Genomic DNA, 26,343 nt, shown 5'->3' with positions numbered 1-26,343 from the left:
GTGTCATGGTACTCCCCGGCGGGAGTGGCTACCCTTGCACCATGGCGGACATCTTCGACGTGGTGGCGGATTCGACCCGGCGAGACATCCTCGCCGTGCTCCTCGAGCGCGAGCAGAGCGAGCCGTCGTCCGGCGGCGAGATCAGCGTCTCGGAGATCGTCGCCGCCCTCGGTGTCAGCCAGCCGACCGTGTCGAAGCACCTCAAGGTGCTCCGCGAGGCGGGGCTCGTCGCCGTCCGCGAGGAGGGTCAGCACCGCTACTACCGGCTCGACCGGGAGCCGCTCGAGACGATCGAGGACTGGCTCATTCCGTTCACGGCATCCGATGCTGCGGCGGATGCCGCGACCCTCGCGAGCGCCGCCATCGCCCTGAACGACGACCAGCGCGCCTTCGCTTCGCGCCTCGGCGCCGCCTTCGCCGAGACCGCCCAGCGCGTCACGCAGGCGGTCAAGCGCAAGTAGCCCTGGCGCCGAGCCCGTCGAGGGGCGCCTGGTTCCCCGAGCCCGTCGAGGGGATGTCGAGGGGCGCTTCGACGGACTCAGCGAACCAGGCGCTTCGACGGGCTCAGCGAACCACCTGGTTCCCCGAGCCCGTCGAGGGGCGCTTCGACAGGCTCAGCGAACCAGTCAGCGGAGAGGCTTGATCATCTCGAGTTCGAGGCCGCCGGGCGCGAGCTCGTACTCGCGGCTGCGTCCGGTGAGCGTGAAGCCGAGCTTCTCGTAGAACCGCCTCGCCCGCACGTTGGTCTCGTGCACCTCGAGCCGCAGGGTGTCGCCGAGGCCGAGCGCCCAGCGCTCCACCCCGTCGAGGAGCTCACGGGCGACCCCGTGCCCGTCACCGCGGCGGTCCGGGGCGACGAAGACGCCGACGAGCATCGGTCCCGTCGCGGCATCCGGCACGTACCCGCCCATCGTGCCGATCCAGCGCGTCCCCTCGATCGCGACGAGCGCGGTCTGCCCGGCCGTCTCACCGCGGCGCGAGCGGAGCCGCCAGCCCGCCTCGTCGACGTCGAGCGCGTGCTCGAGCGTCTCGGCGTAGGCGATCGGCTCGTCGCGGAGCATCTCGAGGCGGAGGGCGCGCACCTCGCGCCAGTCGTCCTCGCGAGTGGAGCGGATGGTGAACGGCGCGCCAGGCATCCTCCGACGCTACCCGAGGGCCACGGTCGGGGCATGCGGATGGATCGGGTAGACTACCCCGAGGCTCTTTGGGCCCTCGGCTGCGGCACGCGCGGCCGACACGATCTTCAGTGAGGTTTCGATGGGTTCCGTCATCAAGAAGCGTCGCAAGCGCATGGCGAAGAAGAAGCACCGCAAGCTTCTTCGCAAGACGCGCCACCAGCGTCGCAACAAGAAGTAGTCGCCCGACTACGGCTGAGCGTCAGGTCTGCGGACCTGGCGCTTTTCGCTGTCTCCGGATGGTTCGCTGAGCGTGTCGAAGCGCCCCTCGCCCCTCGACGAGCTCGGGGAACCAGGGCGCCCCTCGACGGGCTCGGGGGACCAGGCGCGTAGGCTGAGGGGATGGCCCGCGACCTCCGCCTCACCCTCGTCGGCAAGCCCGGCTGCCACCTCTGCGACGACGCGCGCGAGGTCGTTCGGGCCGTGCGCGAGGAACTCGCCGCCCTCCCCGAGGGGCCGACGATCGCCTACGACGAGCAGTCCATCCTCGACGACGAGGCGCTCGCGCAGCGCTTCGCCGAGGAGATCCCGGTCGTGCTGATCGACGGCGAGGTGCACACCTACTGGCGGGTCGATCCGGTGCGGTTGAAGGCCGCTCTGCTCGGCTGACCGAGCGTTCCCCCTCTAGCCAAACGCCGGTCCGGCTGGCTAGGTTGACCCAAAGAGGGCGGCCGACAGCGTCCGCCCAGGGTGGTCTGGGGGGAGCATCGTGGCACGAGAATTCCGTGGACGCATCGAGCTGGACGTTCGGGACTCGCAGGCGGATTGGGACGCCTTCCTGCCGAACCGCGCACCGGAGGGCTCGCCGAACGTGCTCGTCGTCCTGTACGACGACACCGGCATGGCGGCATGGTCGCCGTACGGCGGGCGGATCCAGATGCCGACGATGGAACGACTCGCGAAGAACGGCCTGACGTACTCGCAGTGGCATACGACGGCGCTCTGCTCGCCGACGCGCTCGACGTTCCTCACCGGCCGTAACCACCACCTCAACGGCTTCGCGACGATCTCCGAGTCCTCGACCGGGTTCCCGGGCTACAACTCGCACATTCCGCCGTCGAACGCGACGATGGCGAACGTGCTGCGGGATGCCGGCTGGTCGACGTTCTGGGTCGGCAAGAACCACAACGTGCCGATCGACGAGTGGACCGCGGGCGCCTCGAAGAAGAACTGGCCGCTCGCCCAGGGCTACGACCGCTTCTACGGCTTCATCGGCGGTGAGACGAACAACTGGTACCCCTCGCTCGCCGAGGACAACCGCTACATCGACCAGCCCTACCTCCCCGAGGACGGCTACCACCTCTCGAAGGACCTCGCCGACCAGGCGCTGAAGATGATCCGCGACGTCAAGCAGACGGAGCCGGACAAGCCCTGGTACCTCTGGTTCTGCCCCGGCGCGAACCACGCCCCGCACCACGCGCCCGAGGAGTACATCGCCAAGTACCAGGGCAAGTTCGACGACGGCTACGAGGCGTACCGCGAGTGGGTCCTGCCGCGCATGATCGAGCGCGGCATCCTGCCGGAGGGCACCGCCCTCACCGAGCTCAACCCCATGCCCGACGGCACCTTCTCGCAGACCGACGAGGTGCGCCCCTGGGCGTCGCTGAACGACGAGGAAAAGGCCATGTTCTCGCGCATGGCCGAGGTCTACGCCGGCTTCAGCGAGTACACCGACGCGCAGGTCGGCCGCATCATCGACTACCTCGAGGAGTCGGGCCAGCTCGACAACACCATCGTCATCTACTGCGCCGACAACGGCGCGTCGGGCGAGGGCAGCCCGAACGGTTCGGTGAACGAGGGCAAGATCTTCGGCGGCTACCCCGACGACGAGGCCGAGAACCTCCGCATGGTCGACAAGCTCGGCTCGCCCGAGACGTACAACCACTACCCGACCGGGTGGGCGGCGGCATTCTCCACGCCGTACAAGATGTTCAAGCGCTACACGTACCAGGGCGGCGTCGCCGACCCGCTGGTGATCTCGTGGCCGAAGGGCATTGCCGCGCGCGGCGAGGTGCGCCACCAATACCACCACTCGACCGACATCGTGCCGACCATCCTGGAGGCCTGCGGCGTCGCCTTCCCCGACACGTACCACGGCATCGAGCAGACGCCGCTGTCGGGGGTCTCGATGGTGCCCTCCTTCGAGGCGGCGCCCGACACCCCCTCGAACAAGCAGACGCAGTACTACGAGATGTTCGGGCAGCGCGGCATCTGGCACGAGGGCTGGAAGGCCGTGACCGTGCACGGGCCGGTCAGCGGCAAGGGCAACTTCGACGACGACGTGTGGGAGCTGTACCACACCGAGGTCGACCGCTCGGAGTCGAACGATCTCTCGGCGGAGCACCCCGAGAAGCTCGAGGAGCTGAAGGCGCTCTGGCTCGAGGAGGCGAAGAAGAACAACGTGCTGCCGCTGAACGACCTGCAGGTCATCGGCAACCCGAAGGACTTCGAGACCTTCGTCGCGATGGAGTTCCACCAGCCGGCGCCGCCGTCCGGGCGCTTCGTCTACTACCCGGGCACGAGCGAGGTGCCCGAGCGCAGCGCGGCGAACGTGCACGGCGGCTCCTACAAGATCGCCGCCGAGATCGAGTTCACCCCCGAGACGGAGGGCGTCATCTTCGCGCACGGCTCCCGCTTCGGCGGTCACGCCCTCGTCGTGAAGGACGGCCAGGTGCACTACGTGTACAACTTCCTCGGCATCCCGCCGGAGGACCGCGTCTCCGCACCCGTGCCGAGCTCGGGCAAGCACATCATCGGCGTCGAGTTCGTGAAGGAGGGCGTCGGCGACTACCGCGAACCGAAGGGGCCGGTGAAGCTCTACATCGACGAGCAGCAGGTGGGCGAGCAGCAGATCCGCACCGTGCTCGGTCACTTCTCGCTCTGCGGCGAGGGGCTCACGATCGGGCGCGACAGCGCCGACCCGGTGTCGTCGCTGTACGGCTACGGCTTCGACTTCACGGGCGGCGAGATCTCCCGCGTCGTCTTCGACATCGCGGACGACACGTACGTGGATCTGGAGGCGCACCTCGCCGCGGCGTACGCGCGGGACTGAGCGGATGACGGAGCGGCTGGCCTCCTGGGCCGACACCCCGACCCGGGAGGCCATCCTCTCGTTCATCGACCGCGTCGCGCACGGCCCCGACGCCGTGCCCGAGGCCGAGCGCGTCGCGGTCTTCGACAACGACGGCACGCTGTGGACCGAGAAGCCCATGCCGACGCAGCTGCACTACATCGTGGAGCAGTGGAAGCGGCAGGCCGCCGCCGACCCCTCGCTCGCCGAGAAGCAGCCCTACCGGGCGGCCGTCAGCGGAGACTACGCCTGGCTCGGCGGCGCCCTCGACCGGCACTACCAGGGCGACGACGCCGATCTGAAGCTCCTGATCGGCGCCGTGGTCGGGGTCACCGACGGCATGAGCGTCGAGGACTACGCCGCCTCGGTGTCGCGCTTCTACGAGGAGGCAAAGCACCTCACGCTCGGCACGCCGTACGCCGACGCCGTCTACGCGCCGATGATCGAGCTGCTCCGCGAGCTCGAGGCGAACGGCTTCACCGTGTACCTCGTGTCGGGCGGCGAGCGCGACTTCATGCGGCCGATGACGGAGCAGTACTACGGCATCCCGCCGGAGCGCGTCATCGGCTCGGCGCTCGGCCTGCGCTTCGACGACGACTCGGGGGAGGTGCGCTACACCGCCGGCCTCGACTTCTTCGACGACGGGCCCGAGAAGCCGGTGCGCATCTGGAGCCGCATCGGCCGTCGCCCGCTGCTGGCCGGCGGCAACTCCAACGGCGACCTGTCGATGCTCGGCTACGCGCGCGCCGGCGGCGGCCTCGCCCTGCTCGTGCATCACGACGACGACACCGGCCGGGGCGACGCCCCGTACGACGCGGGGGCGGAGCGGGCACTCGCCGAGGCATCCGATCGCGGGATCACCGTGGTGAGCGTGAAGCGCGACTGGTCGCGCATCTTCCCGGAGGGCTGAGCGGATGGCCCGTGCCGCCGTCGCCCGCCGCGGGCGCCTGCTGCTGCCCACCCTGGAGGGGTACCGGCTCGCCTCGATCCCGCGCGACCTGCTGGCCGGCCTGACCGCCGGCGCGGTCGTCGTGCCGCAGGCGATGGCGTACGCGACCATCGTGAACCTGCCCGTGCAGCTCGGGCTCTACACCTGCATGGTGCCGATGTTCGTCTACGCCATGCTCGGCGGCTCCCGGGCGATGAGCGTGTCGACGACGTCGACGATCGCGACGCTCACGGCGACGACCCTCGTGAGCGCGGGCGTCGCCGCCGGTTCCGACGACCCGGTGCCCGATCTCATGGCGCTGACGCTGCTGGTCGGCGTGCTCCTGCTGCTCGCCCGGCTGCTGAAGGCGGGGTCCGCCGTCGAGTACATCTCGAAGGCGACCATCATCGGCGTGCAGGTCGGCGTCGGCGCGACGGTCGCCGTCGGCCAGCTGCCGAAGCTGCTCGGCGAGGACGCCGAGTTCAGCGGGCACGGCTTCCTCCGCTCGATCGTCGCCGCCGTCGAGGCGCTGCCGGGCGCGAATCTGCCGACCGTGCTGCTGTCGGCGGGCTCGATCGTCGTGCTGTTCCTGCTCAAGCGCTTCGCGAAGCGGGTGCCCGGGCCGCTCGTGGTCGTGGTGGCCGGCATCCTGCTCGTCTGGCTGGCCGGCATCGACGGGCTCGGGGTCGAGCTCATCGCGGCGGTGCCGCAGGGCTTCCCGCCGTTCGAACTGCCCTCGTTCGCGCACCTCGGCGGCATGCTGCCGGGTGCGCTCGCGATCGCCGTCATGGCGTTCCTCGAGTCCGCGGCGGTGGCGCGCGGCATCCGCAAGCCCGGCGAGCCGCAGATCGACAGCAACCGGGAGCTGTTCGCGACCGGCGCGGCGAACACCCTCGGGTCGTTCTTCCAGACGCTGCCGGCCGCGGGCGGCTTCTCGCAGAGCGCCGTGAACCAGGGGGCGGGCGCGCGCTCGCAGCTCGCCTCGCTCACCACGGTCGTGCTCGCAGTGCTCGTGGCCCTGTTCCTCGGGCCGGTGCTGAGCCTCCTGCCGCAGGCGACGCTCGCCTCACTCGTCTTCGTCGCCGTGATCGGGCTCATCGAGATCGGCGCGATCGTCGAGCTCTGGCGCACGAGCCGGAACGACTTCTGGATCGCGACGCTCACCGCGGTCGTCGGGCTCACCACCGGGCTGCTGTACGCCGTGCTCGTCGGCCTCGTGGCGACGTTCGTGGTGATCCTGCGGGAGCTCAGCCGGGTGCGCATCGAGGCGGGGGAGCCGCGCGGCGGGGTGCTGCCGGTGCGGCTGCTCGGCGGCATGTTCACCGCCAACGCGCTCGCGTACGAGCAGGCGGTGCTCGCCCGGGCGGGCGAGGCGGTGTCGGGGGAGCAGCCGATCCGCGCGGTGGCGCTCGAGCTCACGCGGCTCGAGACGACCTCGATCACCGTGCTCGACATGCTGGCCGACCTCGACCGCGAACTCGGCGGCATGGGCGTCGAGCTGCGGCTCGCCGCGGTGCCCGAGTCCGGCGCGGCGATGGCCCGGCGCGGTGCGTGGTTCGCGGGCATGGAACGCGCGGGCCGGGTCTATCCGACGCTCGAGGCCGCGACGGCGGGGTAGCCGCCGCAGGGCGCGCGCCGGCCGCTCAGCGGCTTCCGGCGTTCAGCGCGCGCAGCGGAAGCCGATGTGCGTCGTCGCGGAGTCGTCGGCCTGCGGCGAGCGGGCCGAGGGGCGGTAGCGCAGGCAGTAGTCCGGCGAGCAGAGGTGCGAGCCGCCCTTGAGCACGCGCCGCGGGATGCGCGAGCCGGGCTCGGCTGACGCCGCGGCGAGCAGGTTCGGCCGGGCGCCCGCGTCGACGGCGGCATCGGCCGCGCCGGGCACGACATGCCGCTCGGTGTAGTAGTCGCTCGTCCACTCCCAGACGTTGCCGGTCACGTCGAAGAGGCCGTAGCCGTTCGCCGGGAACGTCATCACCGGGCTCGTGCCCACCCAGCCGGCCGCGCCGGTGTTGCGGTAGGGGAAGGAGCCCTGCCAGCGGTTCACCATCAGCCGGCCGTCGGGGTGCTCCGCATCGCGCGGGAACTCCTCGTCGCCCCACGCGAAGCGGGCGCCGTCGAGGCCGCCGCGCGCGGCGTACTCGAACTCCGCCTCGGTCGGCAGGCGCTTGCCGGCCCAGGCCGCGTAGGCCGAGGCATCCTCGAAGGACACCTGCACGACCGGGTGCGTCGGCCGCTCGGCGAGGGCGTCGAAGCCCGGCTCGCCCTCGGGGGCCGCGCCGAAGGGATGCCGCCAACTCGCGCCGGGGCCCCAGCGCCACCACTGCCGCCAGTCGCGGAGATCGACCGGGCCGGGCGTGGGCGTGAAGACGAGGCCGCCCGGCACGAGCTCGGCCGGGTCGGCGCCCGGGAAGTCGGCCGGGTCGAGGGGGCGCTCGGCGACCGTCACGTAGCCCGTGTCCTCGACGAAGGCGGCGAACTGCTCGGTCGTGACCGGGTGCAGGTCGAGCTCGAAGCCGGCGACGGTGCGCTCGTGCACGGGCGACTCGTCGGCGTAGAACTCGTTCGAACCCATGCGGAACGTGCCGCCCTCGATCCGGAGCATGGGCGTGGTCGCGACGGTCATGCTCCGAGCCTACGGCCGGCGCGGGCCATCCGCCCCGCCCCAGGCACCCCCGACCGGCAAGCGGTCAGTATCTGCGGGTGCGCAGCGATCGGGACCCGCGAATACTGACCGCTTGCCAGGAGTGTGCGGGTGCGCTCAGGGGAGCAGGCGGGTGGGGCCGCGGAACAGGTACGTGGTCTCGCGGATCGACGACTCGCCCAGCATCAGCATCAGCACGCGCGCGAGGCCCATGCCGAAGCCGCCGTGCGGCGGCACGCCGTAGCGGAAGAAGTCGAGGTAGAACGAGAGCTCCTCGGGCTCGAGCCCCTTCTCGCGGGCCTGCGCCTCGAGCACCTCGACGCGGTGCTCGCGCTGCGCGCCGGTCGAGATCTCGACGCCGTTGAAGATCAGGTCGTACGAGTTCGTGAGCGACGGGTCGCCCTCGTGGCGCATGTGGTAGAACGGCCGGATGCTCGACGCGTAGTCGGTGAGGAACACGAACTCGTGGCCGTAGGTCTCGCGCACGTACTGCGAGATGCGGCGCTCGCCCTCGGGGTCCATGTCGTCGTCGGCGCGCGGGATGACGTAGCCCTGCTCGGCGACGATGCGCTTCGCCTCGGCGAGCGGGATGCGCGGGAACGGGCGCTGCGGCACCGTCACCTCGACGTCGAAGAGCTCGCGGATCTCGTCGCCGTGCGTGTCGGCGACCGCCTGGAAGCCCGCGACGAGGAGCTCCTCGTGCAGCGCCATGACGTCCTCGTGCGAGTCGATCCAGCTGAACTCGGTGTCGATCGAGGTGAACTCGGTCGCGTGCCGGGAGGTGAAGGAGGGGTCGGCGCGGAACGCCGGGCCGACCTCGAAGATGCCGCCGAACCCGGCCGACTGCGCCATCTGCTTGAAGAACTGCGGGCTCTGCGCGAGGTACGCGACGGTCTCGAAGTACTCGAGCTGGAACAGCTCGGCGCGCGACTCGGAGGCGCTCGCCATGAGCTTCGGGGTCTGGATCTCGATGAAGCCCTTCTCCACCCAGACGTTGCGCAGCGCGTGCAGGAACGTCGTCTGCACGCGGAAGATGAGGCTCTGCTTCGGCTGGCGCAGGTCGAGGAAGCGCCAGTCGAGCCGCTTGTCGAGCGAGGAGTCGGCGGCGATGGGCGTCTCGAGCGCCTCGCTCACGACCTCGAGCGAGCCGATCTTCACCTCGAGCCCGCCGAGCTTCACGCGCTCGTCGTGCTTCAGCTCGCCCGTGACGCGCACGAAGGTGCCGTGCGAGAGGGCCGAGATCGACTCGGTCAGCGCGAGCGCGGCGGCGGAGCCCGGCCCCTCGGCGGGCACGTCGCTCGGCTGCTGGGTCTCTGAGCCCGTCGAAGGGCGCGTCGCCGGGTTCACGAGCTGGGCGGCGCCGGACTCATCGCGCAGGATGATGAACTGCACCTTCTTCTGATCGCGGACGGTCTCCACCCATCCGGCGACGGTCACGGGGCCGTCGGGAAGCGCGGCCAGGTCCTGGATGAGGGTGCGGTGAGTCACCGCACTATCCTACCGGCGCGCCGCCGAAGGCGGAGTCTCGGCGGATTCAAAGGGAGCGCCGACCTAGACTTGGACCCGTGCCGGCCGAGCAGATCCATCTCGTGCGCCATGGCGAGGTGTCGAACCCCCAGGGCGTGCTCTACGGTCGGCTGCCCGGCTACGGGCTCTCCGAGCTCGGCCACCGCATGGCCGAGGCGGCCTCGGTCGACCTCGTCGCCAGGGGCCGACCGGTCAGCGCGCTCGTCGTCTCGCCGCTCCAGCGCACCCGCGAGTCCGCCGCGCCCATCGCTGAGGCCTTCGAGCTCGAACCGATCATCGACGAGCGGGTCATCGAGCCGACGAACCGCTTCGAGGGCACGCGCATGCGCGGCCGCGGCGGATCGCTCCGCAACCCCACGAACTGGCCGTCGCTGATGAACCCGTGGCGCCCCGGCTGGGGTGAGCCGTACCGCGTCGTCGTCGCGCGGATGGTCGCAGCGATCGTGGATGCCTCGGCGTCCGTCGACGGCGGCGACGTCGTCGTCGTGAGCCACCAGATGCCGATCTGGATGACCCACCTGCACCTCGCCGGGCAGCCGCTCGCGCACGACCCGAGGCGGCGCCGCTGCGCGCTGTCGAGCATCACGACGCTCGAACCGTCCTCGTCGGCGGCGCGCGGCCTCGTCGAGATCGGGTACCGGGACCCGGCCGCCGCCCTCGCGGCCGGCGCGAGCGACGTAGGAGCAGTCTGATGAAGAAGCTGGTGGCCGCCGCAGCCCTCGCGGCGGCCTCGATCGTGGTGCTGGCCGGCTGCACGAGCGACCCCCTCGCCGAGCAGTACCGCGAGGGCAGCGGCAAGAACTACATCGCCGGCGACGGCACCATCTCGGAGTTCGACGAGGCCTCGCGCGGCGAGCCGGTGTCGTTCTCCGGCCCGACGGTCGACGGCGGCAGCTTCGACTCCGCCGACACCGCGGGCGACGTGACGGTCGTGAACTTCTGGTACGCCGGCTGCGCACCCTGCCGGGCCGAGGCGCCCATCCTGCAGGACGTCTTCGAGGAGTACGACTCCGGCGAGGGCGAGGTGAGCTTCGTCGGCGTGAACGTGCGCGACCAGGCGGGCACCGCGAGCTCCTTCGAGCGCGACTACGGCGTGCACTACCCCTCCATCCTCGACGTCGACTCCGGCGACGCGCAGCTCGCCTTCGCGGGCGATGTGCCGCCGGCCGCCGTGCCCACGACCCTCGTGCTCGACCGCGAGGGCCGCGTCGCGGCGCGCGTGCTCGGCCAGCTGCAGGACGCCTCGATCCTGCGCGGCCTCGTCGACAAGCTCCTCGAGGAGCAGTGACGCCCGTGAGCGACCCCGGAGGCCGGCGATGACGCCCGGCGAGCTCGTCTTCAGCGGGCAGCTGCTCGTGGCGATCCCGATCGCGATGGCGGCCGGCATCATCTCCTTCCTCTCCCCGTGCGTGCTGCCCCTCGTGCCCGGCTACCTCGGCTACCTCGGCGGCTTCACCGACGCCTCCGCCGACGCCGTCGCCGAGCGGCGCAACCGGCGGCGGCTGCTGCTCGGCGTGCTGCTCTTCATCGCCGGCTTCACCGTCGTCTTCCTCGTCTACACCTCGCTCGCCGGTGCGGCGGGCGCGTGGCTGCGCGCCTGGCAGGACCCGATCACCCGGGTGCTCGGCGTCGTCATGATCGTGATGGGGCTCGTCTTCGTGGGCCAGTTCACCTTCCTGCAGCGGCAGCTGAAGCCGAGCTGGCGGCCCGCGACCGGCCTCGCCGGAGCCCCGCTGCTCGGCGTCGTCTTCGGCATCGGCTGGACCCCGTGCATCGGCCCGGCGCTCGCCGCCGTGCTGAGCCTCAGCCTGACCGCCGAGTCGGCGTGGCGCGGCGCCCTGCTCGGCCTCGCGTACTGCATCGGCCTCGGCATCCCGTTCCTCCTCGTCGCGTTCGGCTTCGGCTGGGCGACCGGGGCGCTGGCGTTCCTGCGCCGGCACATCCGCACCATCAACCTCATCGGCGGCGGCCTGCTCATCGTGATCGGCGTGATCATGGTGTCGGGGCTCTGGACCGCGTGGATGAGCGATCTGCAAGGGGTGATGAGTGGTATCGACCTCGTCCTCTGACCGCGACGGCGGCGTCGACCCGCTGCGGCCGGCCGACCACGTCGACTCGCCGGAGCCCGCCCCGGGCGACGGCCCGGGCGTCGCCCAGCCGAAGCTCGGCTTCGTCGGCTGGCTGCGCTTCGGCTGGCGCCAGCTCACGAGCATGCGCACGGCCATCCTGCTGCTCCTGCTGCTCGCGATCGCGGCGGTGCCGGGCTCGCTCGTGCCGCAGCGCTCGAGCGACCCGAACGGCGTCACGCAGTACTTCACCGACCACCCGGACACCGCGCCCGTCCTCGACACGTTCCAGATGTTCGACGTCTACACCTCGGCATGGTTCTCCGCGGTGTACCTGCTGCTGTTCGTCTCGCTGATCGGCTGCATCATCCCGCGCACGAAGCACCACTTCGAGGCGATGCGGGCGCGCCCGCCGCGCACGCCGGTGCGGCTCGGCCGGCTCGCCGGGTACACGACGCGCCCGCTGCCGGACGGGGTGGATGCCGAGACCGCCGTCGCCGAGGCAACGAAGCTCCTGAAGCAGGGGCGCTACCGGGTCGAGCGCTACGAGCTGCGCGGCGAACCGAGCGTCTCGGCCGAACGCGGCTACCTGCGCGAGACCGGCAACCTCGTCTTCCACACCGCGATGCTCGGCATCCTGGTCGCGGTGGGCATCGGCGGCGGCTTCGGCTTCGCGGGCCAGCGCGTCATCGTCGAGGGCCAGTCCTTCGTGAACACCCTCGCCGCCTTCGACTCCTTCAACCCGGGCCGCTTCTTCGACCCGAGCTCGCTCGCACCGTACAAACTCTCGCTCCGCGAGCTCGACGCGGTCTACGAGACGCAGAACCAGGACGCCCTCGGCCAGCCGATCGACTTCACCGCGCACGTGACGATCACCGATCAATCCGGCCCGGCTGAGGAAGGCCAGGTCAAGGTCAACGAGCCGCTACGCACGCACGGCACCGACGTGTTCCTGCTCGGCAACGGCTACGCGCCCCACATCGTGGTGCGCGACCCCGACGGCGAGATCGTCTTCGACGACGCGGTTCCGTTCCTGCCGCAGGACGCGAATCTCACCTCGATCGGCGTCGTGAAGGTGCCCGACGGTCTCGACGAGCAGCTCGGCATGGTCGGCTTCTTCTACCCGACCCAGGACGTGCTCGGCTCGGGCGCCTACGCCTCGACCTACCCCGACCTCGTGCTGCCGGTGCTCACACTGAACGTCTACGAGGGCGATCTCGGCATCGACAGCGGCACCCCGACCTCGGTCTACACGCTCGACCCCTCGGGCATGGACCAGCTCACCGGCGGCGAGACGGGCGTCGACTCGATCGAGCTGAAGCCGGGCGAGCTCACCGAGCTTCCCGGCGGCCGCGGCACCGTCGAGTTCGTCGACGACAGCCCCGATGCGCCCGCCGCGGTGCCCGCCGGGAGCGCCGCCGACCGGGACTACGCGCAGTCGGTGAAGCGCTTCGCCTCCTTCGACATCCACCACGACCCGACCCAGATCTGGGTGCTGGTGTTCGCCATCCTGATCCTCGCGGGCCTGCTCTCCTCGCTCTTCGTGCCGCGCCGCCGCATGTGGGTGAAGGTGGCGACCCGCCGCGACGGCAGCCGGGTGCTCGAGTTCGCCGGCCTCGCCCGCGGCGAGGACCCCGGGCTCGAACAGGCGGTCTCCGCCCTCGCCGACAAGCTCGCCGGACCGGCGGCCGAGTCCGAGCCCACCCACGACACCGCGAAGCCCACGACGTAAGGTAGATCCGTGCCCAGCCTCGATGAAATCTCAGTGCTCAGCGTGTACTCGGCCATGGCCGTGTACGCCATCGCCTTCATCGCCTTCTCGATCGACCTCGCGAAGCGCGGGGCCGCCGCGGCCAAGGCCGCCGACGAGCTCCGGCTGGCGCACGACGGCGCCGAGCTGCCGGCCGCCGAGCGCGAGCGCGTCGGGGTGCTGCAGGCCGCCGCGACGGCGAAGGCCTCGGCGGGCGCGGGCGGCACCGGTGCCGGCGAGGCATCCGGTCGCGCCTCGCGCTGGCGCAGTGCGACCGCCGACGGTGCGAGCGTCGCCTACGGGCGCTCGCCCGCGCTGCGGGTCGGCGTCGCGATGACCGTGCTCGCGTGGCTGCTGCACCTCACGGCGACTCTGCTGCGCGGCTTCGCCGCCGGCCGTGTGCCGTGGGCCAACATGTACGAGTTCGCCCTCACCGGCACGCTCATCATCACGACGGTGTTCCTCGTCGTGCTCGTCGTCGCCAAGCACGACCTGCGCTTCCTCGGCACGTTCGTCACGGGGCTCGTGCTCGTGCTCCTCGGCGTCGCCACGGTGAACTTCTACGTCTCGGTCGTGCCGCTGCCGCCGGCGCTGCAGTCGGCCTGGCTCGTCATCCACGTGTTCGTGGCGACCACCTCGGTCGGCTTCTTCGCGCTCAGTTTCGCGCTCTCGGTGGTGCAGCTCATGCAGTCCCGCCGGGAGTCGCTCGTCGCCTCGGCGAAGGCCGTGAAGAAGTCGTTCCTCGCGACGCTGCCCGACTCGACGACGCTCGAGAACCTCGCGTACCGGGTCACCATCGTCGGCTTCATCCTCTGGACGTTCACCCTCATGGCTGGCTCGATCTGGGCCGAGGCCGCCTGGGGCCGCTACTGGGGTTGGGACACCAAGGAGGTGTGGACCTTCATCATCTGGGTGGTCTACGCCGGCTACATCCACGCCCGGGCGACGCGCGGCTGGCGCGGCTCCCGCTCGGCGTGGCTCGCGATCATCGGCTTCTCCACGGTGCTGTTCAACTTCACCGTCGTGAACCTGTTCTTCAAGGGCCTGCACGCCTACTCCGGCCTCTGAGCCGCGCCCCCGCCCCCGCATCCCGACCCCCTCGCTGGTGAGGGGAGCGGCGGCGCGATGATCAGCTGCGGGGGAGGCGGGCGAAGGCGGTCCGCACGGTCCCGGCGATGAGCGCGGCGAGCGCGACGAGCCCGAGCGCGAGCCACGGCAGCGAGCCGATGCCGAGCGTGTCGAGCGCGAACCCGCCGAGCAGGGCGCCGATGGCGATCGACCCGTTCCAGGACGCGACCACCATCGACTGGGCGACGTCGGCGGCCTCGCCGGCGATGCGGGCGGGCGCGGCCTGCAGCAGGGTGGGCGCGCCGCCGTAGGCGAGGCCCCAGAGCGCGATCGCGACGAGCACGATCACGGGCTGCGCCGCCGCGAGCCCGATCGCGACCATGGCGACGCCGAGCACCGCCGAGGAGATCAGCACCATTGCGCGCAGATGTTGGTCGACGAGGGCGCCCGCGGTGAGCACACCGGCGACGGCGAAGCCGCCGAAGAGCAGCAGGGCGAGATCGAGGTGCGCGGCCACGCCGGAGGCGACGGTGAGCGGGGCGATGTAGGTGTACGCCACGTTGTGCGCGAGCACGAAGGCGGCGGTCGTCGCGAGCACGGCGGCAAGGCCGGGCCGGCGTAGCACCTGCCGGAGCCCTGGCCGCTCGGCGGCGCGCTCGCCGCGGAAGGCGGGCAGCGCCAGCACGGCCCAGATCGCGAGCCCGGCGGCGAGGGCCGCCATCAGCGCGAACGCCGCGCGCCAGCCGAGCGCCGTGCCGAGGCTCGTCGCGATCGGCAGCCCGAAGGCGAAGGCGAGCGGGGTGCCGACCATCGCGACCGACAGCGCCCGACCGGAGTGGGCCGGCGGCACCATGCGCATCGCGTAGCCCGCGGCCATCGCCCAGAGCAGGCCGGCGAGCATGCCGCCGACGACGCGGGCGACGAGGACCGTGAGGTAATCGCCGGCGACCGCGGTCACCGCGTTCACGAGCACGAAGCCGGCGACGAGGGCGAGCAGCAGCGGCTTGCGGGGGATGCCCCGGGTCAGCGCCGTGAGCGGGATGGCCGTGACCGCGGTCGTCAGCGCGTAGACGGCCACGAGGGAGCCGATCTGCGATTCGGAGACGCGGAGCTCGGCGCTCATGGGCGGCAGCAGGCCGGCGGGCATGATCTCGGTCACGACGCCGGTGAAGACGATCGCGGCGAGGGCGAGCAGTCCGTTGTAGGGCAGACGACGGCCGGAGCCGGCGGATGCCTCGGCCGCCCGCCGCGGCTCGACGGCGGGCGTGGAATCGGTGATCGGAGCGGTCATGTCGCAAGTCTGAAACCTTGACACTAGTGTGAAGGTCAAGTCGGAGGAACGGAGGCGTCATGCGCATCGGCGAACTCGCGGACCGCACCGGGGTGTCGACCCGGCTGCTCCGCTACTACGAGGAGCAGGGGCTCGTCTCCTCGAGCCGGGAGTCGAACGGCTACCGCGACTACCCGGAGACCGCCGTCGAGCGGGTGAACCAGGTGCGCGGGCTCATCGAGGCCGGCATCCCGACCGCCGTCATCCTCGACATGCTGCCCTGCCTCGCGAGCACCTCCGTCGTCGAGGCGCCGGTCATCGCGCAGGAGCTCGCCGAGACGCTCGCCGAGCGGCGCGCGCAGCTCGAGCAGCGCATCGGCTGCCTCGCGCGGAACCGTGACGCGATCAGCGCCTACCTCGACCGCGCGACGATCACCCGCTGAGCAGCGCGGCGCAGCGTTCGAGCCTCGCGAGCCACCAGCTGGTGCGCTCCGCGTCGGCCGCGTAGCGGTCGAGCAGCACGGGGTCCGGCACGACCCGTCGCACCGGCACGGCGCCGTGCTCCGGGGCGAGGGGCTCCGCCGTGACATCCGCCGCCAGGAGCGAGGCGGTGCCGAGTCCGCAGTCGAACGGGAGCTCAGGGACCGCCGCGGCGAGGTGCGCCCCCATCGCGAGCCCGACGCTCGTGTCGAGTGCGCTCGACACGTTCACCGGCAGCCCGGCGCGCTCGACGATCTCGAGCGCCCGGCGGATGCCGCCGAGCGGCGCCGCCTTCACGACGAGGAGGTCCGCCGCGCCCGCCTCGGCGACGGCGAGCGGATCGGCCGCCCGGCGCACACTCTCGTCGGCGGCGACCGGGATGTCGAGGTACGCGATGCGCTCGCGGATCTCGGCGAGCTCCTCGACGGTTGCGCACGGCTGCTCGAGGTACTCGAGGTCGTACTCGGCGAGGGCGTGCACGGCCCGTTCGGCCTCGTCGACCGTCCAGCCGCCGTTCGCGTCGAGCCGCACCCGCCCCTCGGGGCCCAGCGCCCGGCGCACGGCCGCGACCCGTGCGACGTCCTGCGCGAGGGTCTGATCGGCCGCGGCGACCTTCACCTTCGCCGTGCGGCACCCCGGGAACCGCCCGAGTACGGCGGGCACGCTGTCGGGGTCGACGGCGGGCACCGTCGCGTTCACCGGGATCCGGTCGCGCAGCGGGTCGGGCGGCGCGGTCCAGCCGAAGTCGATCGCGGCGGCCAGCCAGACCGCGGCCTCCTCGTCGGCGTACTCGGCGAAGGGGCTGAACTCGGTCCAGCCCTCCGGGCCCTCGAGGAGCAGCGCCTCGCGCACGTCGATGCCGCGGAAGCGGGTCACGAGCGGCAGGGCGACGACGCGGGCGGTGGCGAGGAGCTCATGCAGCGGCGGCTGGACCATGCGCCCAGTCTCCCGCACCCCGGCGGGCCCCGCAGCGGGAATAGGCTGGGAGGCATGAGCGCCGAGGTGTCCGAGCTGTTCGATCCGAGCGAATGGGTGGATGCCGCGCCCGCCCTCGCGGGCCCCGACGGCTTCACCGACCTGACGTACCACCACTCGAAGGATGGACGCATCGCGCGGGTCGCCTTCGACCGCCCCGAAGTGCGCAACGCCTTCCGGCCGCACACCGTCGACGAGCTCTACCGCGCCCTCGAGGACGCGCGCACGAACCCGCGCATCGGCGTCGTGCTGCTCACCGGCAACGGGCCGAGCGCGAAGGACGGCGGCTGGGCGTTCTGCTCCGGCGGCGACCAGCGCATCCGCGGGCGCGACGGCTACAAGTACTCCGACGCCGAGACCGCGATCGTCGATGGCGCGGGCGGCACCGCCGACCCGCACGGGCACGCGGCCGTCGGGCGCCTGCACATCCTCGAGGTGCAGCGGCTCATCCGCTTCATGCCGAAGGTCGTCATCGCGGTCGTCCCTGGCTGGGCGGCGGGCGGTGGGCACTCCCTGCACGTCGTCTGCGACCTCACGATCGCGAGCCGCGAGCACGGCCGCTTCAAGCAGACGGATGCCGACGTCGGCTCCTTCGACGCGGGCTACGGCTCCGCCTACTTCGCCCGCCAGATCGGGCAGAAGTTCGCGCGCGAGGTGTTCTTCCTCGCCGAGGAGTACTCGGCCGAGCGGGCGTACGAGATGGGCGCCGTGAACCGGGTGGTGCCGCACGCCGAGCTCGAGCGCGAGGCGATCGCCATGGCGCGCACGATCCTCACCAAGTCCCCGACGGCGGTGCGCATGCTGAAGTTCGCGTTCAACGCCGTCGACGACGGCATGGTCGGCCAGCAGGTCTTCGCGGGCGAGGCGACGCGGCTCGCCTACGGCACCGACGAGGCCGTCGAGGGCCGCGACGCGTTCCTCGAGAAGCGCGCGCCCGACTGGGGGCCGTACCCGTGGCACTTCTGAGCCGCCGCGCGGCGGAGCCGGCGCCGTGAAACCGCTGCATCGGGTTCCGTCGGGCGAGCTGTCGCGGCTGCGTGCGGCGCTCGCCGCGGCGCTCGACGGCGGACCGGCGGTCTGGCCCGTGCCGGATGCCGACGCGGCAGGCGAGCCCGACGAGGCATCCGCCGTCGACCCCGCGCTCCGGGAGGTCGACGACGACCTCGCGCTCGTCGTCGAGACGAGCGGCTCCACCGCTGCGCCGAAACGGGTGGCCCTCAGCGCCGACGCGCTCGTGGCCAGCGCCGAGGCCACGCACGACGCCCTCGGCGGCCAGGGGCAGTGGCTGCTCGCGCTGCCGGGGCACTACATCGCGGGCGCGCAGGTGCTCGTCCGCTCGCAGCTCGCCGGGCTCGACCCGGTGCCGGCGCCCGACGGCCCGTTCACGGCGGCCGGGTTCGCGGCAGCCGCCTCGACGATGCTGCCCGAGGTGCCGCACTACGCCTCGCTCGTGCCCGTGCAACTGGCCCGCCTCGTCGAGGGCGCCGACCGCGACCCCTTCGTCGCCGCCGCGCTGCGCTCCTTCGACGCCGTGCTCGTCGGCGGTCAGGCGCTCGGCGCCGAGCTCGCCGAACGGGCCGAGGCGCTCGGCGCGAGGATCGTGCGCACCTACGGCTCCAGCGAGACGGCCGGCGGATGCGTCTACGACGGCCGGCCGCTCGACGGGGTCCGTCTGCGCGTCGTCGACGGCGAGGTGCAGCTCGGCGGGCCCACGCTCGCGAGCGGCTACCTCGGCGACCCGGAGCGCACCGCGCGGGCGTTCCTCGTCGAGCGGGGCGAGCGCTGGTACCGCACGGGCGACCTCGGGGAGCTGACGGCCGAGGGGCGGCTGCGCATCCGCGGCCGCGCCGACGACGTCATCGTGTCGGGCGGGGTGAAGGTCGCGCTCGGCGAGGTCGAGCGCGCGGTGCGGGGGCTGCCCGGCTTCGCCGAGGCCGTCGTCGTCGCCGTGCCCGACGCCGAGTGGGGCGAGCGACCCGGCGTCGCGGTCGAGACCACCGCCTTCGCGGGGCTCGGCGACGACGCCGTGCAGCGGCAGCTCGCGGCACTCGCGGCCGCGGTGGACGCCGCGGGCCTGCCGCCGGCCGGCCGACCGGTGCGGCTCGCGGCCCTGCAGGCGATGCCCCGACTCGACTCCGGCAAGCCCGACCGGCGGGTGGTCGCCGCCCTCCTCGCGGCCCGCGCATAGCTCGCGGAACTAGGCTGAGAGCTGTGGTACGCCAGAAGCCCGATCGCCCCGATTCCGCCGCAGCCCGCCGCGCCAAGCGTCCCGGACCGAGCGGCAACCCCGCCCGCGCCGCCCAGGGGCCGGCCGTCTCCCACGGCCCGGCCACCGTCGGCGACTGGATCTCGGGCGCCCGACTGCGCACCCTGCCCCTCGCGATCGCCCCGGTCGCGCTCGGCACGGGCGCGGGCGTCGTCGCCATCGCGGACGGCCCGTGGCATCCGACCCGCGCCGTGCTCGCGCTCATCGTCGCGCTCGCGCTGCAGATCGGCGTGAACTACGCGAACGACTACTCCGACGGCATCCGCGGCACCGACGACCACCGCGTCGGACCGGCGCGCCTCACCGGCTCGGGCCTCGCGAAGCCGAAGCACGTGCTCGCCGTCGCGCTCGCCTTCCTCGGCATCGCCGCGCTCGCGGGCCTCGCGCTCGTCGTCATCACGCAGCAGTGGTGGCTCCTCGCGGTCGGCGCCGCGGCCATCGTCGCCGCCTGGTTCTACACCGGCGGCAAGCGCCCCTACGGCTACGCCGGGCTGGGCGAGCTGTTCGTCTTCGTCTTCTTCGGACTCGTCGCGACCGCCGGCTCGGCCTTCGTGCAGGCGCTCGACGTGAACCTCGAGGCCTGGTCGGGCGGCGTCGGCGTCGGCCTCCTCGCCTGCGCCGTGCTGATGGCGAACAACCTGCGCGACGTCGAGCAGGACCGTGCCTCCGGGAAGCGCACGCTCGCGGTGCTCGTCGGCGCCCCCGTCGGACGGGCGCTGTTCTGCGTCTTCATGCTCGTGCCGTTCGGCATCGCCGCGTTCTGGGCGCTGCTCTACCCGGCGGCGTGGCTCGTGCTGTTCGCCCTGCTCGCGGCGCTGCCCGCGTGCGTCATCGTCGTCTCGGCGCGCACGGCGAAGGAACTGCTCATCGCGCTGCAGCTCGCGAGCCTCACGGCGCTCGTCTACGGCGTCGGGCTGGGGCTCGTCTTCGCGTTCTGAGCGGTGAGCGCGGCCGGGACTACTCGGCGCGCTTCGCGTCGGCCGGGTGGGCGGATGCCTCGTGCTCGACGGCCTCGACGGCCGCGTCCTCCTCGGCGTCGTCGTCGCGTACGAGCGGCTGCTCGCGGTGGCGGGCGGCGTAGAGGTCGCCCGAGAGGGCCTCGCGCGGCTTGCGCAGGAACAGGAGCGAGGCGCTCAGTCCGAACACCGCCGCGACGAGGGTGGACACCCAGACGTTCACGTTCGCGATGAGTAGCACGGCGAGCGGCACCGCGAAGAGCAGGATGCGCAGCGCGGTGTACCAGATCCAGACGGGCACCGATTTCACCCTGCCAGTGTAGGCGCGCCGGCTGAGCGCGGGCTGCGGGCGGGCCTGCACCGGGCTCTCCCAGCCTGCCGTGATCTGGCGCGCCTAGACTGGGAGCATGCCGAGGCTCGCTGTCATCGTCGTGGCAGCCGCGATCGTCTTCTGGATCTACACGATCGTCGATTGCGCGCTGTTCGATCGGCTGCGCGTGCGCGGCCTCCGCAAGGGCTGGTGGGTCGCCCTCGTGATCCTCGTGCCGGTCATCGGCGGCGTGCTCTGGTTCCTGATCGGCCGGGGCCGCCGCAACCGCAGCGGCCGCTCCCTCGCACCCGACGACGACGCCGAGTTCCTCCGCCGGCTCGGCTCCGACGCGGAGCAGGAAGACCGCATCCGCCGCCTCGAGCAGGAGCTCGCCGACCTCGACCAGGAGCCCGAGACGGGCGACGGGCGCGATTCCGGTGCCGGGCATCCGAGCCGCGGCGATTCCGGCCCCCACGACCCGGAGGGACCGGCCGACCCCGGTCAGACCGGCCGACCGCATGACTGACCCGGCTGCCGCGAGCGAGCTGCCCGCGGCATCCGCAGGCCGGGGGAGCCCGGCGAGCCAGTTCGCCGTGGCCCTCCTCGCCGAGCTCGAACGGCTCGGGGTGCGCGACGTGGTCGTCGCCCCCGGATCCCGCTCGCAGGCGCTCGCGCTCGCGGCCGCCGAGTTCGAGCGCGCGGGCCGGCTGCGGCTGCACGTGCGCATCGACGAGCGCAGTGCGGGCTTCCTCGCGCTCGGCCTCGGCGTGGAGTCGGGGCATCCCGCCGCGGTCGTCGCGACCTCGGGAACGGCCGTCGCGAACCTGCACCCCGCGGTGCTCGAGGCCCACCACGCGGGCGTGCCGCTGCTCGTGCTCGCCGCCGACCGGCCGGCGGAGCTCCGCGGCATCCGCTCGAACCAGACCACCATGCAGCCCGGCATCTTCGCCGGAGCGGTGCGCCTCGAGCGCGACGTCTCGGCGCCCGAGGGGGCGCCCGGCGAGGCGGATGCCGCGGCGGAGCTCGCGCGCGTCGCGGTCGCCGCGGCGGAGGGGCGGGATGCCTCGGGCGAGCCCGTGCCCCATCCCGGTCCCGGTCCCGTGCTCCTGAACCTGCAGCTGCGGGAGCCGCTGTCCGCGCCCGCCGCGCTGCCGCCCGCGTCCGGTCCCGCGGGAGGCGCGGCCCCCGCCGCCCCGCCGGGCACCGAGCCCGGTGCGAACGGGCGGGCCGGTGCGCTGGCCCGCGGACCCCGCACGCTCGTCGTCGCCGGGGCCGGCGCCGGACCGGCCGCCGAGGCGCTCGCGCGCGCGGGCGGCTGGCCGCTCATCGCCGAGGTGACGAGCGGGGCCAGGTTCGGGCCGAACCTCGTGCCCGCCTACCGCGAGGTGCTCGCCGAGCCCGCACTCGGCGGCGCGGTCGAGCGGGTGATCGTCTTCGGGCATCCGACGCTCTCCCGCGAGGTGCCCGCGCTCGTCCAGCGCGACGGCGTCGAGACCGTGGTCGTCGCCCCGTCGGGCGTCGAGTGGTTCAACCCGGGGCACCGCGCTCGCCGCTTCGAGCGCGCGGTGCACGTCGAGCCCGGCCCTCCGGGCGACGGCGAGCGGGCCTGGCTCGGGCGCTGGGTGCAGGCCGGCCGGGCGCTCGCCGCGGCGGAGGCGCCCGCCGAGCCGGATCCCGTGCGCAGCGGTGTCGACGAGACCGGCCACGTCACCGACTTCGCCGCCCAGCGCGCCTTCCTCGACGCGCAGCTCGGGCGGATGCGCGAACCGGTCGGGCGCCGGCTCCTCGCCGAATCGGTGTGGGCCGCGAGCTGGCCGCACGACCGGCTCGTGCTCGGGGCATCCCGCCTCATCCGCGACGCCGACCGGGTCGTGCCCGGTCGGCGCATCCACGCGCACGCGAACCGCGGGCTCTCCGGGATCGACGGCACCGTCGCGACGGCGCTCGGCATCGCGATCGCGAGTCAGCAGCCGGCGGCGGAGGAGGGCGAGCCGGCGCAGGTGGTGGCCGAGGCATCCGCCGCCCCGTCGGCGCCCGCCGCGCACGACGGCTTCGATCCCACGGCCGGCGACGACCTCGCCGCCATGCTCGCCCGCGCGGCCGAGGTCGAGCAGCAGCTCGCCGAGGCGAAGGCCGGTCGGGCTGCCCAGGAGGCCCGTGCGCGGGCCGAGTCGAGCGTGACCCGGGTGCTGCTCGGCGACCTCACCCTGCTGCACGACGTCGGCTCGTTGCTGCTCGGCGCGGGGGAGACCCGCCCGCGGATCCTCGTCATCGTGGGGAACGACGGCGGCGGCACGATCTTCGACTCGCTCGAGGTCGCGGCCTCCGCGCCCGCCGAGGCGTTCGACCGCGTGCAGTACACGCCGCAGTCGGTCGACCTCGAGTCCCTCGCCCGCGCCTACGGCTGGCGCTACCGGCGGGCCGCCGTGCGCTCGGAGCTCGAAGCCGCGCTCGGCGAGGCCGTGACCGAGCCCACCATCCTCGAGGTCCCGCTCGCCCGCTGAGCCGCCCGCCGCACGCTCACTGTCCCGCCTCCAGCGGAGGAGATTCGCGTCTCGGGAGGACGGAATCGGGCCTCGGCACCTCCCGCGGTGCGAATCTCCTCCCGCGGGAGGGGGAGCGGGAGCGGGAGCGGGAACAGGAACGGGAGAGGGAGGGGACGGGGGAGCGGGACATGTCCGACGCTTGGCCCGCCCCTCCCGCGGCGCCATGATGGAGCCCATGCGGCATCCGCCGCGCGAAGGGGGACGCACGATGGACCGCGAATCGTTCTGGGCGGCCGATCCGGCCGAGCTGCTCCGCGTCGGCCCCGGCTTCCGCCTCGCCGACGCCGACACGAATGCGCATCCCGGCTTCGAGGGTGACAAGGCCGCCGGGCAGGCCGCGCTCGCCGAGGGCGCGGCGGTGCTGAACCGGCTCCAGGAGCAGCTGTTCGCGAACAACGTCGTGAACGGCGACGAGCGGCGGGTGCTCCTCGTGCTGCAGGCGATGGACTCCGCGGGCAAGGGCGGCATCGTGAACCACGTGATGGGCGCGGTCGACCCGCAGGGCGTGCAGCTCGCCGCGTTCAAGAAGCCCACTCCGGAGGAGCTCGAGCACGACTTCCTCTGGCGCATCCATAAGCAGGTCCCCGCAGCGGGCCGGATCGGCGTGTTCGACCGCTCGCACTACGAGGACGTCCTCATCGGCCGCGTGCGCGAGCTCGCCCCGCCGGACGAGATCGAGCGGCGCTACGGCGCGATCAACGACTTCGAGGAGGAGCTCGCGCGCACCGGCACGACGATCGTGAAGGTCATGCTGCACCTCTCGAAGGACGAGCAGCGCGCACGCCTCGCCGACCGCCTCGCCCGGCCCGACAAGCACTGGAAGTTCAATCCGGGCGACATCGACGAGCGCTCCCGCTGGGACGACTACCAGGAGGCGTACCAGCTCGTCTTCGATCGCACGGCGACGGCGGATGCCCCGTGGTTCGTCGTGCCCGCCGACCGCAAGTGGTACGCGCGGCTCGCGGTGCAGCACCTCGTCATCGACGCCCTGGAGCGGATGGCCCTCGAGTGGCCGAAGGCCGACTACGACGTCGCGGAGCAGCAGCGCCGGCTCGCGGCATCCTGACCGCCGGTCCGCACCACCCCTCGACTTGCCCGACTTTCATGAAAGTCGGGCAAGTCGAGGAGCTGCGCGGGGTCAGCCGCCGAAGGCCTCGACGATCGGACGGAACTTCATCTCGGTCTCGGCGAGCTCCTCGGCCGGCACCGAGTCGTGCACGATGCCGCAGCCCGCGTACGCCGTGACGGTGCCGTCGCCGTCGACCTGCGCGCAGCGCAGCGCGATCGCCCATTCGCCGTCGCCCGCGCCGTCGACCCAGCCCACCGGTCCGGCGTAGCGTCCGCGGTCGAAGCCCTCCAGCTCGGCGAGGACGTCGAGGGCGACGCTCCGGGGCGTGCCCGCGACGGCGGCCGTCGGGTGCACGGCCCGCACGAGGTCGAGCGAGTTCGAGCCGTCGCCGAGGGTGCCCTTGAGGTCGGTCGCGAGGTGCCAGAGGTTCGGCAGCTGCAGGGTGAACGGTTCGGGGCTCGTGTCGAGGCGGCGGGTGTGCGGAGCCAGCCGCTGCACGGCGCTCGCGACGGCGAGCGCGTGCTCGGCGAGGTTCTTCTCGCTCGCGGCGAGCTGCGCGGCGTGGTCGCGGTCGGATGCCTCGCCGGCGCCCCGCGGGGCTGTGCCCGCGAGGACGCGGGCCGAGACGGTGCCGTGGTCGACGCGGACGAGGGTCTCGGGGCTCGCCCCGATGAGTCCGTCGACCGCGAACACCCAGGTGTCGGGGTAGTCCTCGGCGAGCCGGTTGATGGTGGCGCGCAGGCCCGCGTCCTCGTCGAGCTCGCCGACGAGCTGGCGGGCGAGCACGACCTTCTCGAGCTCGCCGGCGTCGATGCGGCGCACGGCCTCGGCGACGGCCGCCTCGTAGCCGGCGGGGGACATGCTGCCGGGGGCGAACGCGACCCGTGGCACCTGGCGCTTGGGTGCGGGCGTCGGCAGCAGCGCGGCGGTCTCCTCACCGGCGGTCGCCTCGGCGAGCGCCTGCCCGTCGGCGGAGTCGGCGAGGGCGATGCGGGTGATCCAGGAGCGGCCGTCGCGGCGGCCGAGGACGAGCTCGGGCACGATGAGCACGCTCGTCGCGGCGGAGTGCGCGGCGAACGCGAAGGCGCCGAAGGCGACGAGGCCGGTGCCGGGCAGGCCGACCCGGTCGTCGAGGTCGGCGGCGGCGGCGATCGAGGTCCACGCGGCCGCGGCATCCTCGATCCGGTGCTCGCCGGAGGTCTCGATGCGGAGCACCTCGCCGAGGCCGACGACGCCCTCGCCGCGCCGTAACCAGACGAGCGGGTTGCGCGGGTCGGTGCGAGGGATCAGCGGCTCGGTCTCGTCGACCGCGGTCGTGCGAACGATGAGCCGCGAGCCCGCGGGGGCGGGGGAAGCGGCGGCATGCTGGCTCACCGCCCCAGCCTACGCCCGCCCCGGCGGAGGGCGGCCGCCGGGCACCCAGGGTGCGGTCGTAGACTCGGAGGATGACCCGCGCAGACCTCGGCAAGCACCCGGAGCAGGTCTCGGCCATGTTCGACCGGGTGGCGGCCAACTACGACCGCACCAACACCCTGCTGTCGATGGGCAACGCCCCGCTCTGGCGCGTCGCCACGACCCGGGCGGTCGACCCGAAGCCGGGGGAGCGCATTCTCGACATCGCCGCGGGCACCGGCACCTCGAGCGCGAGCCTCGCCCGCAGCGGCGCCTCCGTCGTCGCGGCCGATTTCTCGCCCGGCATGATCGAGGTCGGCCGCCGCCGGCAGGCGCACGTGCAGAACCTCGTCTTCGTCGAGGCCGACGCCATGCACCTGCCGTTCGACGACGACGAGTTCGACGCCGTCACGATCTCGTTCGGGCTGCGCAACGTCAGCGACCCGAAGCAGGCGATCCGCGAGTTCCTGCGGGTCACGAAGCCGGGCGGCCGGCTCGTCATCTGCGAGTTCTCGCACCCGCAGGCCTCGCTCGTGCGGGCCGGCTACGGCGTCTACCAGCGCTGGGTCATGCCGCCGCTCGTGAAGCTCTCCAGCTCGAACGACACGGCCTACGAGTACCTGAACGAGTCGATCAACGCCTGGCCCGTGCAGTCCGAGCTCGCGGCGTGGCTGCGCGAGGCGGGCTGGCGCGACGTCGCCTGGCGCAACCTGACCCTCGGCGTCGTGGCCCTGCACCGCGGGCGCAAGCCGCTCGCCCCGGCAGAGCCCACGGCATAGGGCTCGCCCGCCCGGCGATGTCTGCGGCCCGCCTTCGCCACGGCCGATAGCCGAGCGGGCTCCGACGCACAGGTAGGC

The 26,343-nt window shown here is 72.9% G+C and carries 26 protein-coding genes; 19 read left to right on the top strand and 7 right to left on the bottom strand.

The window, feature by feature from the left end; genetic code table 11:
* The first annotated feature begins 41 nt into the window (after positions 1-41).
* On the top strand, positions 42-461 hold the full coding sequence (locus ACFWE1_RS16605) for an ArsR/SmtB family transcription factor (protein WP_376934509.1): 420 nt from the start codon (positions 42-44) through the stop codon (positions 459-461).
* 165 nt (positions 462-626) lie between these two features.
* Here the strand turns inward: ACFWE1_RS16605 and ACFWE1_RS16600 are convergent, their stop codons facing one another.
* The gene (locus ACFWE1_RS16600; RefSeq protein WP_376934508.1) at positions 627-1,136 is read right to left on the bottom strand and encodes a GNAT family N-acetyltransferase; all 510 of its coding nucleotides are present in this window, start codon (positions 1,134-1,136) and stop codon (positions 627-629) included.
* A gap of 121 nt (positions 1,137-1,257) precedes the next feature.
* Between ACFWE1_RS16600 and ACFWE1_RS16595 the strand changes: the two genes are divergently transcribed.
* From ACFWE1_RS16595 to ACFWE1_RS16575, 5 genes are all read left to right on the top strand, one after another.
* Positions 1,258-1,356 (top strand): 30S ribosomal protein bS22, encoded by a 99-nt coding sequence (locus tag ACFWE1_RS16595; RefSeq protein WP_003792170.1) that lies wholly within the window; start codon positions 1,258-1,260, stop codon positions 1,354-1,356.
* A 161-nt stretch (positions 1,357-1,517) separates the two neighbouring features.
* Positions 1,518-1,784, top strand: a complete 267-nt coding sequence (locus tag ACFWE1_RS16590) for a glutaredoxin family protein (protein ID WP_376934507.1) — start codon at positions 1,518-1,520, stop codon at positions 1,782-1,784.
* Positions 1,785-1,884: 100 nt separating this feature from the next.
* Positions 1,885-4,227, top strand: a complete 2,343-nt coding sequence (locus ACFWE1_RS16585; RefSeq protein ID WP_376934506.1) for an arylsulfatase — start codon at positions 1,885-1,887, stop codon at positions 4,225-4,227.
* Positions 4,228-4,231: 4 nt separating this feature from the next.
* Positions 4,232-5,155, top strand: coding sequence for an HAD family hydrolase (locus ACFWE1_RS16580; RefSeq protein WP_376934505.1), 924 nt, complete (start codon positions 4,232-4,234; stop codon positions 5,153-5,155).
* Positions 5,156-5,159: 4 nt separating this feature from the next.
* On the top strand, positions 5,160-6,791 hold the full coding sequence (locus ACFWE1_RS16575; RefSeq protein WP_376934504.1) for a SulP family inorganic anion transporter: 1,632 nt from the start codon (positions 5,160-5,162) through the stop codon (positions 6,789-6,791).
* Positions 6,792-6,833: 42 nt separating this feature from the next.
* Here ACFWE1_RS16575 and ACFWE1_RS16570 read toward each other — a convergent pair whose 3' ends face one another.
* Positions 6,834-7,793: a formylglycine-generating enzyme family protein gene (locus tag ACFWE1_RS16570; RefSeq protein ID WP_376934503.1), complete on the bottom strand. Its 960-nt coding sequence runs from the start codon at positions 7,791-7,793 to the stop codon at positions 6,834-6,836.
* A 135-nt stretch (positions 7,794-7,928) separates the two neighbouring features.
* Positions 7,929-9,299 carry an aspartate--tRNA(Asn) ligase gene (aspS, locus tag ACFWE1_RS16565; protein ID WP_376934502.1) on the bottom strand — a complete coding sequence of 457 codons (1,371 nt, stop codon included), beginning with the start codon at positions 9,297-9,299 and terminating at the stop codon, positions 7,929-7,931.
* Positions 9,300-9,376: 77 nt separating this feature from the next.
* On the opposite strand from aspS, the gene ACFWE1_RS16560 reads away from it, so the two are divergent.
* The 5 genes from ACFWE1_RS16560 to ccsB are packed head-to-tail and all read left to right on the top strand — an operon-like array spanning position 9,377 to position 14,222.
* Entirely contained in the window at positions 9,377-10,030 is a 654-nt protein-coding gene (locus tag ACFWE1_RS16560; RefSeq protein WP_376934501.1) for a histidine phosphatase family protein, read from the top strand.
* A complete protein-coding gene (locus ACFWE1_RS16555) occupies positions 10,030-10,626 on the top strand; it encodes a TlpA family protein disulfide reductase (RefSeq protein WP_376934500.1) in 597 nt (198 codons plus the stop codon). Before ACFWE1_RS16560 ends, ACFWE1_RS16555 begins: the two co-directional genes overlap by 1 nt.
* A 28-nt stretch (positions 10,627-10,654) precedes the next feature.
* The gene (locus ACFWE1_RS16550) at positions 10,655-11,407 is read left to right on the top strand and encodes a cytochrome c biogenesis CcdA family protein (protein ID WP_243569450.1); all 753 of its coding nucleotides are present in this window, start codon (positions 10,655-10,657) and stop codon (positions 11,405-11,407) included.
* On the top strand, positions 11,385-13,136 hold the full coding sequence (locus tag ACFWE1_RS16545; RefSeq protein WP_376934499.1) for a cytochrome c biogenesis protein ResB: 1,752 nt from the start codon (positions 11,385-11,387) through the stop codon (positions 13,134-13,136). The genes ACFWE1_RS16550 and ACFWE1_RS16545 overlap by 23 nt, the downstream gene beginning before the upstream one ends.
* 54 nt (positions 13,137-13,190) lie before the next feature.
* A complete protein-coding gene (gene ccsB, locus ACFWE1_RS16540) occupies positions 13,191-14,222 on the top strand; it encodes a c-type cytochrome biogenesis protein CcsB (RefSeq protein ID WP_376934582.1) in 1,032 nt (343 codons plus the stop codon).
* Between the two features lie 61 nt (positions 14,223-14,283).
* Here ccsB and ACFWE1_RS16535 read toward each other — a convergent pair whose 3' ends face one another.
* Complete coding sequence (locus ACFWE1_RS16535) at positions 14,284-15,513, bottom strand: MFS transporter (protein WP_376934498.1); 1,230 nt, start codon at positions 15,511-15,513, stop codon at positions 14,284-14,286.
* 59 nt (positions 15,514-15,572) lie between these two features.
* On the opposite strand from ACFWE1_RS16535, the gene ACFWE1_RS16530 reads away from it, so the two are divergent.
* Positions 15,573-15,935, top strand: a complete 363-nt coding sequence (locus tag ACFWE1_RS16530) for a MerR family transcriptional regulator (RefSeq protein ID WP_376934497.1) — start codon at positions 15,573-15,575, stop codon at positions 15,933-15,935.
* Here ACFWE1_RS16530 and ACFWE1_RS16525 read toward each other — a convergent pair.
* Positions 15,925-16,908 carry an o-succinylbenzoate synthase gene (locus tag ACFWE1_RS16525; protein ID WP_376934496.1) on the bottom strand — a complete coding sequence of 328 codons (984 nt, stop codon included), beginning with the start codon at positions 16,906-16,908 and terminating at the stop codon, positions 15,925-15,927. The two genes, ACFWE1_RS16530 and ACFWE1_RS16525, sit on opposite strands and share 11 nt — an antisense overlap.
* A 54-nt stretch (positions 16,909-16,962) precedes the next feature.
* On the opposite strand from ACFWE1_RS16525, the gene ACFWE1_RS16520 reads away from it, so the two are divergent.
* From ACFWE1_RS16520 to ACFWE1_RS16510, 3 genes are read left to right on the top strand one after another with little or no spacing between them, the layout of a single operon-like run.
* A complete protein-coding gene (locus tag ACFWE1_RS16520; RefSeq protein WP_243569445.1) occupies positions 16,963-17,913 on the top strand; it encodes a 1,4-dihydroxy-2-naphthoyl-CoA synthase in 951 nt (316 codons plus the stop codon).
* Positions 17,914-17,938: 25 nt separating this feature from the next.
* Positions 17,939-19,135, top strand: coding sequence for an AMP-binding protein (locus tag ACFWE1_RS16515; protein ID WP_376934495.1), 1,197 nt, complete (start codon positions 17,939-17,941; stop codon positions 19,133-19,135).
* Between the two features lie 23 nt (positions 19,136-19,158).
* Positions 19,159-20,151: a 1,4-dihydroxy-2-naphthoate polyprenyltransferase gene (locus ACFWE1_RS16510; RefSeq protein ID WP_376934494.1), complete on the top strand. Its 993-nt coding sequence runs from the start codon at positions 19,159-19,161 to the stop codon at positions 20,149-20,151.
* 19 nt (positions 20,152-20,170) lie between these two features.
* Here the strand turns inward: ACFWE1_RS16510 and ACFWE1_RS16505 are convergent, their stop codons facing one another.
* Entirely contained in the window at positions 20,171-20,479 is a 309-nt protein-coding gene (locus ACFWE1_RS16505) for a DUF4229 domain-containing protein (protein WP_376934493.1), read from the bottom strand.
* 97 nt (positions 20,480-20,576) lie between these two features.
* Between ACFWE1_RS16505 and ACFWE1_RS16500 the strand changes: the two genes are divergently transcribed.
* From ACFWE1_RS16500 to ACFWE1_RS16490, 3 genes are all read left to right on the top strand, one after another.
* The gene (locus ACFWE1_RS16500) at positions 20,577-21,005 is read left to right on the top strand and encodes a PLDc N-terminal domain-containing protein (RefSeq protein WP_376934492.1); all 429 of its coding nucleotides are present in this window, start codon (positions 20,577-20,579) and stop codon (positions 21,003-21,005) included.
* On the top strand, positions 20,998-22,983 hold the full coding sequence (gene menD / locus ACFWE1_RS16495; RefSeq protein WP_376934491.1) for a 2-succinyl-5-enolpyruvyl-6-hydroxy-3-cyclohexene-1-carboxylic-acid synthase: 1,986 nt from the start codon (positions 20,998-21,000) through the stop codon (positions 22,981-22,983). The genes ACFWE1_RS16500 and menD overlap by 8 nt, the downstream gene beginning before the upstream one ends.
* A 250-nt stretch (positions 22,984-23,233) precedes the next feature.
* Complete coding sequence (locus ACFWE1_RS16490) at positions 23,234-24,091, top strand: polyphosphate kinase 2 family protein (RefSeq protein WP_376934490.1); 858 nt, start codon at positions 23,234-23,236, stop codon at positions 24,089-24,091.
* Positions 24,092-24,163: 72 nt separating this feature from the next.
* Here ACFWE1_RS16490 and ACFWE1_RS16485 read toward each other — a convergent pair whose 3' ends face one another.
* Positions 24,164-25,468 carry an isochorismate synthase MenF gene (locus ACFWE1_RS16485; protein WP_376934489.1) on the bottom strand — a complete coding sequence of 435 codons (1,305 nt, stop codon included), beginning with the start codon at positions 25,466-25,468 and terminating at the stop codon, positions 24,164-24,166.
* A gap of 71 nt (positions 25,469-25,539) precedes the next feature.
* Here ACFWE1_RS16485 and ubiE point away from each other — a divergent pair, with 71 nt between their 5' ends.
* Positions 25,540-26,265, top strand: coding sequence for a bifunctional demethylmenaquinone methyltransferase/2-methoxy-6-polyprenyl-1,4-benzoquinol methylase UbiE (ubiE, locus tag ACFWE1_RS16480; RefSeq protein WP_376934488.1), 726 nt, complete (start codon positions 25,540-25,542; stop codon positions 26,263-26,265).
* The last annotated feature ends 78 nt before the right edge of the window (positions 26,266-26,343 follow it).

Source organism: Agromyces sp. NPDC060279 (assembly GCF_042726785.1).
GTDB lineage: Bacteria > Actinomycetota > Actinomycetes > Actinomycetales > Microbacteriaceae > Agromyces.
This window is presented reverse-complemented; position numbering and strand designations above follow the sequence as displayed.

What these genes read in the sequence shown, in the direction of transcription:
- ACFWE1_RS16600 (WP_376934508.1), bottom strand. Translation starts at nt 1,136, where the DNA reads ATGCCTGGCGCGCCGTTCACCATCCGCTCCACTCGCGAGGACGACTGG.
- ACFWE1_RS16525 (WP_376934496.1), bottom strand. Translation starts at nt 16,908, where the DNA reads ATGGTCCAGCCGCCGCTGCATGAGCTCCTCGCCACCGCCCGCGTCGTC.
- ACFWE1_RS16605 (WP_376934509.1), top strand. Translation starts at nt 42, where the DNA reads ATGGCGGACATCTTCGACGTGGTGGCGGATTCGACCCGGCGAGACATC.
- ccsB (WP_376934582.1), top strand. Translation starts at nt 13,191, where the DNA reads ATGGCCGTGTACGCCATCGCCTTCATCGCCTTCTCGATCGACCTCGCG.
- menD (WP_376934491.1), top strand. Translation starts at nt 20,998, where the DNA reads ATGACTGACCCGGCTGCCGCGAGCGAGCTGCCCGCGGCATCCGCAGGC.
- ubiE (WP_376934488.1), top strand. Translation starts at nt 25,540, where the DNA reads ATGACCCGCGCAGACCTCGGCAAGCACCCGGAGCAGGTCTCGGCCATG.
- ACFWE1_RS16555 (WP_376934500.1), top strand. Translation starts at nt 10,030, where the DNA reads ATGAAGAAGCTGGTGGCCGCCGCAGCCCTCGCGGCGGCCTCGATCGTG.
- ACFWE1_RS16590 (WP_376934507.1), top strand. Translation starts at nt 1,518, where the DNA reads ATGGCCCGCGACCTCCGCCTCACCCTCGTCGGCAAGCCCGGCTGCCAC.
- ACFWE1_RS16500 (WP_376934492.1), top strand. Translation starts at nt 20,577, where the DNA reads ATGCCGAGGCTCGCTGTCATCGTCGTGGCAGCCGCGATCGTCTTCTGG.
- ACFWE1_RS16530 (WP_376934497.1), top strand. Translation starts at nt 15,573, where the DNA reads ATGCGCATCGGCGAACTCGCGGACCGCACCGGGGTGTCGACCCGGCTG.
- ACFWE1_RS16550 (WP_243569450.1), top strand. Translation starts at nt 10,655, where the DNA reads ATGACGCCCGGCGAGCTCGTCTTCAGCGGGCAGCTGCTCGTGGCGATC.
- ACFWE1_RS16580 (WP_376934505.1), top strand. Translation starts at nt 4,232, where the DNA reads ATGACGGAGCGGCTGGCCTCCTGGGCCGACACCCCGACCCGGGAGGCC.
- ACFWE1_RS16575 (WP_376934504.1), top strand. Translation starts at nt 5,160, where the DNA reads ATGGCCCGTGCCGCCGTCGCCCGCCGCGGGCGCCTGCTGCTGCCCACC.
- ACFWE1_RS16490 (WP_376934490.1), top strand. Translation starts at nt 23,234, where the DNA reads ATGGACCGCGAATCGTTCTGGGCGGCCGATCCGGCCGAGCTGCTCCGC.
- ACFWE1_RS16535 (WP_376934498.1), bottom strand. Translation starts at nt 15,513, where the DNA reads ATGACCGCTCCGATCACCGATTCCACGCCCGCCGTCGAGCCGCGGCGG.
- ACFWE1_RS16520 (WP_243569445.1), top strand. Translation starts at nt 16,963, where the DNA reads ATGAGCGCCGAGGTGTCCGAGCTGTTCGATCCGAGCGAATGGGTGGAT.
- ACFWE1_RS16595 (WP_003792170.1), top strand. Translation starts at nt 1,258, where the DNA reads ATGGGTTCCGTCATCAAGAAGCGTCGCAAGCGCATGGCGAAGAAGAAG.
- ACFWE1_RS16570 (WP_376934503.1), bottom strand. Translation starts at nt 7,793, where the DNA reads ATGACCGTCGCGACCACGCCCATGCTCCGGATCGAGGGCGGCACGTTC.